General features: G+C 55.8%; 13 protein-coding genes and 1 tRNA gene. 12 read left to right on the top strand and 2 right to left on the bottom strand.

Annotated elements, in window-relative coordinates; translation table 11 throughout:
- Positions 1-63 precede the first annotated feature (63 nt).
- From NQU42_RS03580 to NQU42_RS03535, 10 genes are all read left to right on the top strand, one after another.
- A tRNA-Lys gene (locus tag NQU42_RS03580) sits at positions 64-151 on the top strand.
- 27 nt (positions 152-178) lie between these two features.
- Positions 179-415, top strand: a complete 237-nt coding sequence (locus NQU42_RS03575; RefSeq protein WP_296609107.1) for a DNA-directed RNA polymerase subunit H — start codon at positions 179-181, stop codon at positions 413-415.
- Between the two features lie 17 nt (positions 416-432).
- The gene (locus NQU42_RS03570) at positions 433-1,923 is read left to right on the top strand and encodes a DNA-directed RNA polymerase subunit B'' (RefSeq protein ID WP_296609106.1); all 1,491 of its coding nucleotides are present in this window, start codon (positions 433-435) and stop codon (positions 1,921-1,923) included.
- Positions 1,916-3,730: a DNA-directed RNA polymerase subunit B gene (gene rpoB / locus NQU42_RS03565; RefSeq protein ID WP_366070090.1), complete on the top strand. Its 1,815-nt coding sequence runs from the start codon at positions 1,916-1,918 to the stop codon at positions 3,728-3,730. The genes NQU42_RS03570 and rpoB overlap by 8 nt, the downstream gene beginning before the upstream one ends.
- Before the next feature lie 8 nt (positions 3,731-3,738).
- Entirely contained in the window at positions 3,739-6,369 is a 2,631-nt protein-coding gene (locus tag NQU42_RS03560; protein ID WP_296609104.1) for a DNA-directed RNA polymerase subunit A', read from the top strand.
- Positions 6,366-7,520: a DNA-directed RNA polymerase subunit A'' gene (gene rpoA2 / locus NQU42_RS03555; RefSeq protein ID WP_296609103.1), complete on the top strand. Its 1,155-nt coding sequence runs from the start codon at positions 6,366-6,368 to the stop codon at positions 7,518-7,520. The genes NQU42_RS03560 and rpoA2 overlap by 4 nt, the downstream gene beginning before the upstream one ends.
- Positions 7,517-7,828: a 50S ribosomal protein L30e gene (locus tag NQU42_RS03550; RefSeq protein ID WP_296609101.1), complete on the top strand. Its 312-nt coding sequence runs from the start codon at positions 7,517-7,519 to the stop codon at positions 7,826-7,828. Before rpoA2 ends, NQU42_RS03550 begins: the two co-directional genes overlap by 4 nt.
- Entirely contained in the window at positions 7,821-8,252 is a 432-nt protein-coding gene (locus tag NQU42_RS03545) for a NusA-like transcription termination signal-binding factor (protein WP_296609099.1), read from the top strand. The genes NQU42_RS03550 and NQU42_RS03545 overlap by 8 nt, the downstream gene beginning before the upstream one ends.
- 55 nt (positions 8,253-8,307) lie before the next feature.
- Positions 8,308-8,736 carry a 30S ribosomal protein S12 gene (locus tag NQU42_RS03540; protein ID WP_296609097.1) on the top strand — a complete coding sequence of 143 codons (429 nt, stop codon included), beginning with the start codon at positions 8,308-8,310 and terminating at the stop codon, positions 8,734-8,736.
- Positions 8,737-8,740: 4 nt separating this feature from the next.
- Entirely contained in the window at positions 8,741-9,298 is a 558-nt protein-coding gene (locus tag NQU42_RS03535; RefSeq protein WP_296609095.1) for a 30S ribosomal protein S7, read from the top strand.
- Between the two features lie 91 nt (positions 9,299-9,389).
- Here NQU42_RS03535 and fdhD read toward each other — a convergent pair whose 3' ends face one another.
- Positions 9,390-10,103, bottom strand: coding sequence for a formate dehydrogenase accessory sulfurtransferase FdhD (fdhD, locus tag NQU42_RS03530; protein WP_296609094.1), 714 nt, complete (start codon positions 10,101-10,103; stop codon positions 9,390-9,392).
- 198 nt (positions 10,104-10,301) lie between these two features.
- Here fdhD and NQU42_RS03525 point away from each other — a divergent pair, with 198 nt between their 5' ends.
- Complete coding sequence (locus tag NQU42_RS03525; protein ID WP_296609092.1) at positions 10,302-11,279, top strand: ATP-binding cassette domain-containing protein; 978 nt, start codon at positions 10,302-10,304, stop codon at positions 11,277-11,279.
- A gap of 1 nt (position 11,280) precedes the next feature.
- Positions 11,281-12,048, top strand: coding sequence for an ABC transporter permease (locus NQU42_RS03520; protein ID WP_296609090.1), 768 nt, complete (start codon positions 11,281-11,283; stop codon positions 12,046-12,048).
- On the opposite strand, the gene NQU42_RS03515 is transcribed toward NQU42_RS03520, so the two are convergent.
- Positions 12,045-12,461 carry a beta/gamma crystallin-related protein gene (locus NQU42_RS03515; RefSeq protein WP_296609088.1) on the bottom strand — a complete coding sequence of 139 codons (417 nt, stop codon included), beginning with the start codon at positions 12,459-12,461 and terminating at the stop codon, positions 12,045-12,047. The two genes, NQU42_RS03520 and NQU42_RS03515, sit on opposite strands and share 4 nt — an antisense overlap.
- Positions 12,462-13,122 lie beyond the last annotated feature (661 nt).

The following is a 13,122-nucleotide window of genomic DNA, read 5'->3' as shown; positions in this document are numbered from 1 at the left end:
TTTCTTTAAACAGGGGAACAGTGCAGCTCAACATTCGCGGTTCGTGGGCTCGTATGCTCATGGGGGCTCGTAGCTCAGTTAGGCAGAGCGCCTGGCTTTTAAATTTTATGGAGATACCAGGTGGCCGAGGGTTCAAATCCCCCCGAGCCCGTATGTAGCTTTTCTGGGAGGAGATCAGATGAAGCGGTTTGCCGTACAGGATCACGAGCTGGTACCGGAACACATCCTCCTCACTCCAGAGGAGGCTCAGCAGGTCCTGGAGCAGTACGGTGTCGAGGCGCGATATCTGCCCAAGATCCACGTAACGGATCCGGTGGCCGAGGAGATTGGCGCCAAGGTAGGGGATATAATAAAGATAAAGCGCAAGAGCCCCACGGCAAAGGAGTCGATATTTTACAGGCTCGTTATCGATTGAAGAGGGTGATTTAAGATTTGCTGGACAGAAGCGTTCTTTACAGGGCCTATTTTACCAAGGACAAGCTGGTACACCACCACATAAACTCGTTCAACGAGTTCATAGACAGAGGTCTGCAGAAGGTGATAGATGAGGTCAGGATAATAGAGACGAACATCGAAAATACATATGTCAAGCTCGGCAAGATCCGGGTGGAGCGGCCTGTGGTTATGGAGGCGGATGGATCTGTCGAGAGGCTCTACCCGAACGATGCGCGTCTGAGGAACCTGACATACGCATCGCCCATAAGGCTCGAGATGTCCATCGTCGATAATGGCGAGGAGAAGGAGCCGGTCGAGGCGATGATCGGCATGCTCCCTATCATGGTGATGTCGAAGGTCTGCAACCTCTGCGGAATGAGCGAGGAGGAGATGATCTCCTACGGAGAGGACCCCCTCGATCCCGGAGGATACTTCATAGTTAACGGATCCGAGCGCGTTATAATGACGCTCGAGGATCTGGCGCCCAACAAGATACTCGTCGAGTACAACCAGAGGTATGATGAGTTCATAGAGGTCGCGAAGGTCTTCAGCCAGAGGCAGGGCTACAGGTCTCTTGTCATAGTGGAGCGCGGCAAGCGATCGATACTCGAGGTCTCCTTCCCATCTGTCGCAGGTAGAATAAACTTCGTGACTCTCGTCAGGGCCCTGGGACTTGAGACTGATATGGATATAGTGAAGGCTGTATCCGATAACCCGGAGATCATGAAGTTCATGCTCGAGAACCTCGAGGAGGCGGAGGTCTCGACGACCGAGGAGGCTCTGGAGAAGATAGGCCACAGGGTCGCGGCAGGCCAGGCGAAGGAGTACCAGAAGAAGCGCGCCGCGTATGTCCTGGACAGATACCTGCTTCCGCATATAGGCGTGGAGGAGAAGGACAGGTACGCCAAGGCGCTCTTCCTCTCGAGGATGGCCGAGGCATGCTTCGAGCTCGCGCTCGGGAAAAGAGGGGAGGACGACAAGGATCATTATGCAAACAAGAGGCTGAAGCTCTCAGGGGACCTTATGGAGGATCTCTTCAGGGTCGCCTTCAACAGGCTCACCAGGGATATCAAGTACCAGCTCGAGCGTGCCAGCATGAGGAACAGGGAGCTGAATGTCATCACCACGGTGAGAGCTGATGTTCTGACGGAGAGGATGATACATCCCCTTGCAACAGGCAACTGGGTTGGTGGAAGAACAGGTGTGTCACAGCTTTTGGATAGAACGGATTACATGGCGAGCCTGAGCCATCTCAGGAGGGTCATATCGCCGCTCTCGAGATCGCAGCCGCACTTCGAGGCCAGGGATCTCCATGCGACACAGTGGGGCAGGATATGTCCTAGCGAGACTCCAGAGGGGCCGAACTGCGGGTTGGTCAAGAACTTCGCCCAGGGAGTGGAGCTCTCAAAGGGCGTTGAGGAGTATGAGGAGGTCAAGACCATGCTGATCAATCTCGGTGTGAGGCCGGTAGGTGGTTATGGTGGCTGAGGCCAGGGTTTTCATAAACGGAGAGATTGTTGGGCACCATCCTGAGCCCGAGAAGCTCGTGGCCGAGATAAGGCGTATGAGAAGATCCGGCGTTATAAGCAATCAGATCAACGTCGCATATTATGACAGGACAAACGAGATCGTCATAAACACGGATTCTGGCAGGGCGAGGAGGCCTCTGATCATCGTGGAGAATGGACGGCCTCTAGTCACCGAAGAGGATATCCGAAGACTTGAGAGGGGTGAGGCGACCTTCGACGATCTCGTTCGGGAGGGAAAGGTAGAGTATCTCGATGCCGAGGAGGAGGAGAATGCCTACATAGCGATATGGGAGAAGGACCTCACAGAGGAACACACCCATCTCGAGGTCGATCCATCTCTGATCCTGGGGATATGCACAGCCCTGGTTCCGTATCCGGAGCACAACGCGAGCCCGAGGAACACGATGGGTGCTGGCATGATAAAGCAGTGTCTTGGTCTCCCGATGGCGAACTTCCGCCTGAGGCCGGATACAAGGGGCCACTACCTCCATTACCCGCAGCAGCCGATAGTGAGCACACGGACCGCTAAAGCGATAGGCTTCGATAAAAGGCCTGCAGGCCAGAACTTCGTCGTGGCGGTTCTCGCATACGAGGGATACAACATCGAGGACGCGCTGGTGATGAACAGGAGCGCTGTCGAGCGCGGTCTTGCAAGATCCCATTTCTTCAGGGTATCTGAGGCCGAGGAGAGGAAGTACCCCGGAGGTCAGGAGGACAAGTTTGAGATTCCGGATCTCGAGGTCAGGGGCGCGAGGGGATCGGAGACATACGGGCAGCTCGATGCCGATGGTCTGGTGAATCCCAATGCAGATGTAGGTCCAAACGATGTGCTCATAGGCAAGACCAGCCCGCCGAGATTCCTCGAGGAGCCGACGGAGTTCGGTATCAGCCCGCAGCAGAGGCGTGAGACATCTGTAACGATGAGATCAAACGAGAAGGGCGTTGTCGATCTGGTGATACTCACAGAGTCGCAGAACGGCAACAGGCTCGCAAAGGTCAAGACCCGCGATCAGCGGGTCCCTGAGCTCGGAGACAAGTTCGCATCACGCCACGGCCAGAAGGGCGTTATAGGTCTTCTTCTTCCACAAGAGGATATGCCCTTCAGCGAGAGCGGGATGGTCCCAGATCTGCTCCTCAACCCGCACGCGATCCCATCGAGAATGACCGTCGGACACGTCCTTGAGATGATCGGCGGAAAGGTCGGTTCGCTAGAGGGCAGGTTCATAGATGCGACCGCGTTTCTTGGTGAGAGGGAGGACGATCTCAGGAGCGCCCTGACAAGGCTCGGATTCGCCCACACAGGCAAGGAGGTCCTCTACGACGGAGCGACAGGCGAGAGGATACAGGCCGACATATTTGTCGGGGTGATCCTGTACCAGAAGCTGTACCATATGGTAACGGGAAAGATGCATGCGAGATCACGTGGCCCTGTGCAGGTGCTCACCAGGCAGCCAACAGAGGGCAGGGCGAGGGAGGGCGGCCTAAGGTTCGGAGAGATGGAGCGCGATGTGCTCATAGCGCATGGCGCTGCTCTCGCGCTGAAGGAGCGGCTCGTTGAGGAGTCAGATAAAGTAACAGAGCTCGTGTGCAGCAAATGCGGAGTCATAGCGGTTCATGATCGAAGAAGAAACGTGGACATCTGCCCGGTCTGTGGCACTGACTCCGACATATATCCTGTGGAGATGAGCTACGCGTTCAAGCTTCTGCTTGATGAGATAAAATCACTGGGCGTGGCACCGCGCCTCATGCTTGAGGATGCAGTTTAGGTGATGGAATGACAGTTCCAAAGAGAATTGGAAAGATCAGGTTCGGCCTGATATCTCCGCAGGAGTTCAGGAAGATGAGCGTCGTCAAGGTGATCACGGCCGATACCTATGATGATGATGGTTTTCCCATAGAGATGGGTCTTATGGACCCAAGACTCGGCGTCATAGATCCAGGTCTCCGGTGCAGAACATGCGGCGGCAGGCCCGGGGAGTGCCCAGGACACTTCGGGCACATCGATCTCGTGGCTCCGGTGATACACGTCGGCTTCGCGAAGCTCATCAGGAAGGTACTTAGGGCGGTATGCAGGGAGTGCTCAAAGCTCATGCTCTCCGATCTGGAGAAGAAGGAATTTCTCAGGCAGATCAGGACGCTTGAGGAGCTCGGTCAGCCCACAGAGGACGTTGTGAACAAGGTCTTCGCAGAGGCAAGGAAGCACAAGGTATGCCCGTACTGCGGCGCCCCGCAGGGGGAGATCAAGTTCGAGCGCCCACTCTCGTACATAGAGGACGGCCACAAGCTCACGCCCTCTGACATAAGAGACAGGTTCGAGAGGATCTCCGACGAGGACATAATGGTCATGGGGATGAACCCGGAGACAGCGAGGCCCGAGTGGACGATTCTCACAGTGCTGCCTGTGCCTCCCGTCACAATGAGACCATCGATAACGCTGGAGAGCGGACAGAGGAGCGAGGACGACCTGACGCACAAGCTCGTCGATATAATAAGAATAAACCAGCGGTTCCAGGAGAACCGCGAGGCTGGCGCGCCACAGCTGATCATCGAGGATCTCTGGGAGCTTCTCCAGTATCACGTCACGACCTTTCTGGACAACACCGTATCAGGTGTGCCTCCTGCCAGGCACAGGAGCGGCAGGCCTCTCAAGACCTTATCCCAGAGGCTCAAGGGCAAGGAGGGGAGGTTCAGAGGATCCCTATCAGGAAAGCGTGTCAACTTCAGCGCGCGAACGGTCATCTCCCCCGATCCAAACCTCTCGATCAACGAGGTCGGGGTTCCGTTGGAGGTGGCGAAGGAGCTCACGGTTCCAATAATGGTCAACCCCAGAAACATCGAGGTTGTCAGGAAGTATGTGATGAGAGGCCCCGACAACCATCCTGGGGTCAATTACGTGACACGCTCTGACGGGAGGAGGGTCAAGATCACGGAGAGGAACTGCCAGGAGGTCGCGCAGCAGCTCGAGTTCGGCTGGAAGGTGGACAGACAGCTTGCAGATGGCGATATAGTTCTCTTCAACCGGCAGCCCTCGCTCCACAGGATGTCTATAATGGCTCACAGGGTCAAGGTCATGCCGTACAAGACCTTCCGGCTGAATCCCGCTGTATGCCCGCCGTACAACGCAGACTTCGACGGCGACGAGATGAATCTGCACGTTCCGCAGACTGAGGAGGCCAGGGCAGAGGCAGAGATTCTGATGAGGGTCCAGGAGAACATCCTCTCTCCCAGATTCGGCGGCCCGATCATAGGCGGGATACACGATTATGTCACGGGCAGCTTCCTGCTCACTCACAAGGAGCGCAGGCTTGACAGGGAGAAGCTCATGGAGGTCATCAAGAAGCTCGATATCACCGATATCCCCGAGCCTGCGGGATACGACGAGAACGGCGATCCGTACTGGACAGGAAAGCAGATATTCAGCCTGATCCTGCCGAAGGATCTGAACCTGACGTTCAAGGCGGACTTCTGCAGCAACTGCCCGGTCTGCAAGGGCGAGGATTGCGAGAACGATGCCTACGTAGTGATACGCGACGGGGTTCTTCTCCGGGGCACGATCGATGCAGAGGCCGTCGGCGCCTTCAAGGGGAAGGTCACCGATCGCATAATAAAGGAGTACGATCCAGGGGTTGCAAGCCAGTTCTTGGACAGGATGACGCTCCTGGCGCTCCGCGGGATCATGCTCGCTGGCTTCAGCTTTGGCATCAGCGACGAGGATGTGCCGAAGGAGGCTGCTGAGCAGATACATGATGTCACAAGATCCGCGAAGGAGAGCGTACAGAAGCTCATAGAGGCGTACAGGGCAGGAGAGCTTGAACCGCTTCCAGGACGCACGCTAGAGGAGACTCTGGAGATGCGCATAATGCAGACGCTGGGCAAGGCCAGGGATTCGGCAGGCCAGATAGCAGGCCGTTACCTCGGACTGGACAACAGCGGCGTGGTCATGGCAGTCTCAGGCGCTCGAGGTTCGATGCTGAACCTCACCCAGATGGCGGCATGTGTTGGACAGCAGTCTGTCAGGGGCGAGAGGATAAAACGCGGCTACACAGACAGAACCCTGCCGCACTTCAAGCGCGGAGATCTTGGCGCTGAGGCACACGGCTTCGTCGAGTCGAGCTACAAGAAGGGGTTATCGCCTACGGAGTTCTTCTTCCATGCGATAGGCGGCAGGGAGGGTCTCGTGGACACAGCCATAAGAACATCCCAGAGCGGCTACCTCCAGAGGCGCCTGGTGAACGCCCTCCAGGATCTGGAGGTGAACTACGATGGCACAGTCAGAGAGACCCGCGGGATGATCGTCCAGTTCAAATATGGTGAGGACGGAGTCGATCCGTCCAGGAGGGACTACGCCAGCCCCGATAACGTGCATCGGATAATCAGAAAGGTGCTCGCAGGTGAGAACGCATGAAGCTTCCAGATGCATGGCTTAAAAGGATAGACGAGCTCGATCTTCCGATCAGCCTCAAGGAAGCCCTGATAAACGGCCTTGGAGAGGCTGAGAGGGTGACCGAGGAGCAGTTCGAGACGATACTCAGAGAGGTCGTCGAGGACTATGAGCATGCGAGGGCCGAGCCATGCGAGGCTGTGGGCGTCGTCGCCGCTCAGTCCATCGGAGAGCCGGGCACGCAGATGACGATGCGCACGTTCCACTACGCTGGCGTCGCAGAGATCAACGTCACCCTCGGTCTTCCGAGGCTGATCGAGATCGTCGATGCACGCAAGATCCCATCGACGCCGACGATGACCATAAGGCTTCTGCCTGAATACGCATCGGATCGCGACATGGCGAGGGAGGTCGCATGGGCGATCGAGGCCACATCGATCCTTCATCTGGGCTCGATAGCCACAGATCTCGCGGAGATGAACGTGGTCATAGAGCTCAATGAGGATGCGATGGCGCAGCGGAAGATCACGGCCGAGGAGGTGGCTGAGAAGCTGAGAGAGGCCACAGGTCTGGCTGTTGATCAGAGGGGAAGCACACTCATAATGGCGCCCGAGGAGCCATCTTACAGGGAGCTCCTGCAGCTGGTCGAGCGCATAAAGAAGGTCACGCTGAAGGGCGTCGATGGCATAAAGCGTGTTGTCATAAGGAAGGAGGGAGACGAGTATGTCCTCTACACTGAGGGCTCCTCCCTAAAGGAGGTCCTGGAGTTCGAGGGCGTCGATCCCACCAGGACCAAGACGAACAACATTAATGAGATATGCGAGGTTCTCGGAATAGAGGCAGCTCGCAATGCTATAATCAACGAGGCTACCGATACTCTCCGCGAGCAGGGCCTGCAGGTCGATGTCAGGCATATCATGCTCGTTGCCGATATCATGACATGTGATGGCGACGTCAAGCAGATCGGCAGACACGGCGTTTCGGGGGAGAAGGCGAGCGTTCTGGCTCGCGCAGCCTTTGAGGTCACAGTGAATCACATTCTTGATGCCGCGATCCGTGGCGATGTGGACGACCTAAAAGGCGTCACCGAGAACGTCATAGTCGGCCAGCCGATCCAGCTCGGAACCGGAGATGTACAGCTGGTAGCAAAAAGGATTGATGAGGTAGTTCGATGATAAATATCGATAGAGCACTAAGGAGTTCCATAAGAACCGGTAAAGTTGTGCTCGGCTCCAACAGATCCCTGGAGCACGGTATCAGGGGAGACGCAAAGCTCATAATATACGCTTCGGATTGCCCGGAGCATGTGCGCCAGAAGCTTCGCAACCTTGAGGTTCCTGTGTATGCATACCAGAGCTCTGGAAGGGATCTGGGCGCAGCATGTGGAAAGCCATTCCCGGTAGCCGCCCTGGCTGTGATCGAGCCCGGGGACTCTGAGATCATGGCGCTGCTGCGGGAGATCCGGGGTGTTGTGAATGAGTGAGTTCAAGCTCACCACAGAGGGGATGAGATACATAGCGCTCTTTGAGAGCCTGACTGGCGGAATGGCGAGGGACTGCATTGTTGACGAGGAGAACGACAGGATAATATTCGTCATACAGAAGGGCGACATGGGGGCTGCTATCGGAAGAAAGGGGAGCAATATAAACCGCGTCAAGAAGTCCATAGGGAAGCAGATAGAGATAGTCGAATACAGCGACGATGTAAAGGAGTTCCTGCAGAACCTATTCCAGCCGGCGGATGTCAAGAACATAATGGTGGTCAACAAGAACAACAAGCGATTGGCTTATGTAGAGGTAGCTAACAAGGACAAGGGTATCGCCATAGGGCGGGACGGCCGAAACATACTTAAAGCCAAGATGCTGGCACAGAGGCATCATGGCGTTGATGATATAATCATACAGTGAGCTGAACAACGCCCTGAAAGAGCGCTATCACAAATTCACGATCAACGGTGATTAAATGGGAATGGGAATCAATGCGGCCAGGAAGATGGAAGGTGACTGGAAGAAGCTGAGGTGGAGCGATCCTCATTACTGCAGGCGGGCTCTCGGCCTCAAGGTCAAGGCTGATCCTCTGGGCGGGGCCCCCAGAGCAAGGGGAATCGTTCTTGAGAAGGTGGGCGTCGAGGCTAAGCAGCCGAACTCAGCCATACGCAAGTGCGTCAGGATACAGCTGATAAAGAACGGAAGGCAGGTCACGGCATTCTGCCCAGGCGATGGAGCCATAGGGTTCATAGACGAGCACGACGAGGTCATCGTCGAGAGGATCGGCGGAAGAATGGGCAGGTCGATGGGCGACATACCAGGAGTTAGATTCAAGGTCGTCGCGGTGAACAACGTCTCTCTCGAGGAGATGGTCTCGGGCCGCAAGGAGAAGCCGGTAAGGTGATCTTGTGAAGGTATTTGGCAAATGGGACGCATCCGAGGTGGAGATCCCGGATCTGAGCGTGAGGGGCTACATCAACCTGAAGCCACGGGCTGTGATGCACACCGGCGGCAGGCATGCGAAGCAGCAGTTCAAGAAGTCGGAGCTGCATATCGTCGAGCGTCTGATCAACAAGATGATGAGGCGGGAGAAGAACACGGGCCAGAAGCAGACCGCCTACAGGATAGTCGATGAGGCATTCGATATAATCCATTCGCGGACGAAGGAGAACCCGCTCTCAGTCCTGATCAGGGCGATCTCAAATGCTGGACCGCGCGAGGAGGTCGTCAGGCTCAAGTACGGCGGCATCACTGTCCCAAAGGCAGTGGATACCGCGCCTCAGAGGCGTGTCGATACCGCGCTGATGCTCATAGCAAAGGGCGCGTGGCAGGCATCATTCAAGAGCAAGCGCTCCATCCAGAGCTGCCTTGCGGATGAGATAATAGCTGCTGCAAACTACGACGTGAAGAGCTTCGCTGTCAGCAGGAAGGACAGCATAGAGCGTGTGGCAAAGGCTGCCAGGTAGATCTGGCTGCCACTCTCACGCCATAAGCAGCGGAATTTCCGTCGCTTGGCCGGATATCAGCATGGGATATCTGCGGGGCCTTCAAATGTTCTCACTTTGTGGTGAGCGTCAGATCCGCGATCCTTTCCGGATGGGTGTAGATGTTCATCCTCTCCCCGCGGACAAATCCTATTAGTGTGGTCCCTGCGGCATCTGCTATCTCAATGGCAAGACTGGTCGGCGCGCCCCTGGACGCGAGGATCGGGATCCTCGCGCGCGAGCACTTCAGAGCGAGTCCTGAGGAGATGCGGCTTGTCATCAGGACGAGCACTCTCGAGAGATCGATGCGTTCGAGCAGGCAGTGGCCTATGGCCTTGTCCATCGCGTTATGCCTTCCTATATCCTCCGCCATCCATGCCGTACCATCCTCACAGAAGACTCCAGCGCGGTGGAAACCACCTGTGATCCTGTGAGCATCTGAGTCGAGAAGCATGTGCATCGAGCGGAATATGCCATCTCTGCTAACCGCAAACCATTCAGTCTTTTCAGCATGACCTTTGCGGTTCTGCATCCCTGCGTTGCGAAGGGTAACATTTGCCCTGCGGCCCTCAATGTGCATGGCGGCGATCTCCTCCAGCTCCCCTATGTACCCCTCAGAGAGGAGATGGCCGACGACGAACTCTCTGATACCGGATGGACTCAGCGATACTCTCTTGAGCAGATCTCCATTGATGAGCAGCTCGATCTGGATCTCCTCTGCGACTGCATCACTTACCACTGAGTAACTCAGGCCATCGACTCTTATGCATGTGCGTTCCTCTATCATATCACTCTGTCTTTGCTGAAGATTCGCACATATAGAATTGGTCTCCGAACAGCTCATCAGCTGGACGGTCGATATGAGATGCATGACGATTGGCTAGTTGCGCCGTCGAAGCTCCGGCTGAGGAGCATCTTTTTAAAACATGCCGCATACCGTTAAAATTGGTGATGGCGCAGCCCATCATGAGACTGCGCCGGTTCAATGGAGCATGCCATAGAGACCAGGGGACTTGTAAAGAGGTTTGATGGTCTTGTAGCGGTTGATGACGTGAACCTGTCCGTGAGACGAGGGGAGATCTTCGGCCTGCTGGGCCCGAACGGCGCGGGAAAGAGCACGATAATCAAGATGCTGACCACGATGCTCCGGCCCACTGAGGGAGAGGCGTATGTCTGGGGCCACCACATCGTGCGCGAGAGGGATGCGGTGAGAAGCTGCATCGGCGTGGTCTTCCAGGATCCGAGCGTCGATGGAAAGCTCACAGCGAGGGAGAACCTGGATTTCCACGGCAGGATGTATGGAATGCCAGGGGCAGAGAGGAAACGAAGAATCGAGGAGGTTCTGGAGCTTGTGGAGCTCTCCGATAAGGCGGATGTGCTCCTCGAGGAGTTCTCGGGTGGCATGCGGAGGAGGCTCGAGATCGCCAGGGGGCTGATGCACAGGCCGCATGTCCTCTTTCTGGATGAGCCGACGCTCGGTCTGGACACTCAGACCCGTCGCTACATATGGGATTACATCAGGGATTTGAATGAGGAGGATGTCACTGTTGTGATCACCACACACTACATGGAGGAGGCGGACAACCTCTGCAATCGTGTCGCGATCATAGACCATGGCAGGATCGTGGCCCTCGACACCCCAACGTCCCTGAAGAGCATGATCGGCACCGATACTCTCACTCTGGAGGTTAGGGATGGTCTGGAGCGGCTCCGCGATGTCCTGCTGGGGCTCGAGTGGGTGCGCTCATTCGACGCGAGCAACGGATACGTGAGGCTGAGCGTGGATTCAGCGCAGTCGAGGATCCCGGAGGTCGTGCTGGCCGCGTGCCGTGCTGGTGTTCGGATAAAATCTGTGAGCGTCCATGAGCCGACCCTGGAGGATGTGTTTCTGAGGTACACAGGCAGGAGCATGAGGGATGAGACTGGGAAGGGTGATCTTGTGAGAGCTTTGATGAGGAGGTAGCATGAGGGTGTTCGATCCGTACGCGATATACAGCCTGTGGCTGAGGGAGATGATACGGTTCTTCAGGCTTAAATCAAGGGTTGTGGGTTCAATAGCCCCGCCGTTCTTCTTCCTGACCTTCCTCGGCACAGGCTTCAGCGGGATGGCGGCCAGGGTTCCGGCGGGAGTTGATTATATCAATTATCTCGCCCCCGGAATAATAGGCATGACGCTGCTCTTCAGCTCGACGTTCGCGGGGATGTCGGTTCTCTGGGACAGGGAGTTTGGCTTCCTCAGGGAGATAATGGTCGCGCCGGTGACGAGGCTCTCGATAGTCCTGGGAAGAACCGCAGGAGGCGTGACCCAGGCCGTGCTCCAGGGCATCATAATACTGATACCCGGGATAGCGATGGGCGTGAGAATAAAGGGGCTGACTGGGCTGATTCTATCAGTTGCGCTCATGGTCCTCATATCCGCGACGTTCATAGGGGTCGGTCTCGCATTCGCATCCAGGATGAAGGACATGTCCGGATTCGGCATGATAATGAACTTCATGATATTCCCGGTCTTCCTGCTATCAGGAGCGCTCTTTCCTGTGCAGAACCTGCCGGAGCCGGTCAGGATCCTCTCCTATATCGATCCCCTCACTTATGGGGTCGATGCGCTGAGAGGCTGTCTCGTTGGAGCGAACTCTTTTCCCATCGTGATGGATACGATCCTCCTCACAGGATGCTGCGCAGCGACCATGGCGATAGGTGCGTACATGTTCGAGACGAGCGATATAGATTAGCGTAGTCTCTTCATCGACCCGATCGCGTTTATGCCGTAGTCCAGGAGCGATGGGTAGATGCCTGGCCCGAACTCCATGTCATAGGGGTTCTGGAAGTTCGGCTCTCTGTAAAGACGCCAGACGCCGCTCAGCACGACCATCGACCCGGGGGTTGCGTTGAATGCGCTGTCCGCTCCGACATCGGAATCGAGCTCGAACACGTGTTTGTGGGCACCCCTCTGGTTCGCCTCCGCGAAGAGCACGACCTCCGACGGACCGCTTGTGGCAGCAGCTCCGGCGCCTGCCACCACGCCCTGAAGGTCGGATACACCGGGTCCGAAGCCCCCTGGCATCATTATGTTCCGCTGCGCGCTGACGCATAAAAGGCCGATCAGGATCGCCATGCAGAATGTAAGCAATATTTTGTTTTTCATATTATTATCACCGCCTTCTTAAAGAATTTCTTTTTTTATTCCGTCATACATTTTCTGAAGAGATATTGCGATCGAAGATATATTAATATCGTTTGATTGTTGTGCAGGGATATCTCGAGTTAAGCCGGATGAGAACAAACCATCCCAGTACATCCAGCTGCTCCAAAACGGTCTCCTGAGAGAGGCTGCATCAGCTCTGCTAGCGCAGATGGATTCTTGAGATCGGCAATCCAACGCGAAAACTCAACAGCGGCGTCTCTGTGCCAATATCAGCAACTAACATCATGGGTACCTCCTTTTTGCACGCCTGTACTGTAGCATGCGGGTTTTGGGACGACTTCAGGTTCATGAGGCACTCCACGAATATCAGCTTCATCCGTGCTTCTTCAGAGCTCCGCCCTGAATGAGCGGGCTTCCTGCGTTCTTTTGCTTCGTCGAAGTCTTCCGACGTGGGCGGTAGCGTTTGACGCGCCTTTACACCGTGCAAAAGTGTTTGAGCTCCATTTGCGCGGTCTCTTCCATCAAATGTACATTAATGGATGCGTTTCGTGGGTATCCACCACCCATGCGCCCCAGGTGGATCATTAGCTGAAGATGCTTTAAGAAATCAGCATGCACTGGCATACTGATTCATGGGATCATGAGAAGCATGCGGCTTGTC

The organism is Methanothrix sp., assembly GCF_024518575.1.
Taxonomy (GTDB): Archaea; Halobacteriota; Methanosarcinia; order Methanotrichales; family Methanotrichaceae; genus Methanothrix_B.
This window is presented reverse-complemented; position numbering and strand designations above follow the sequence as displayed.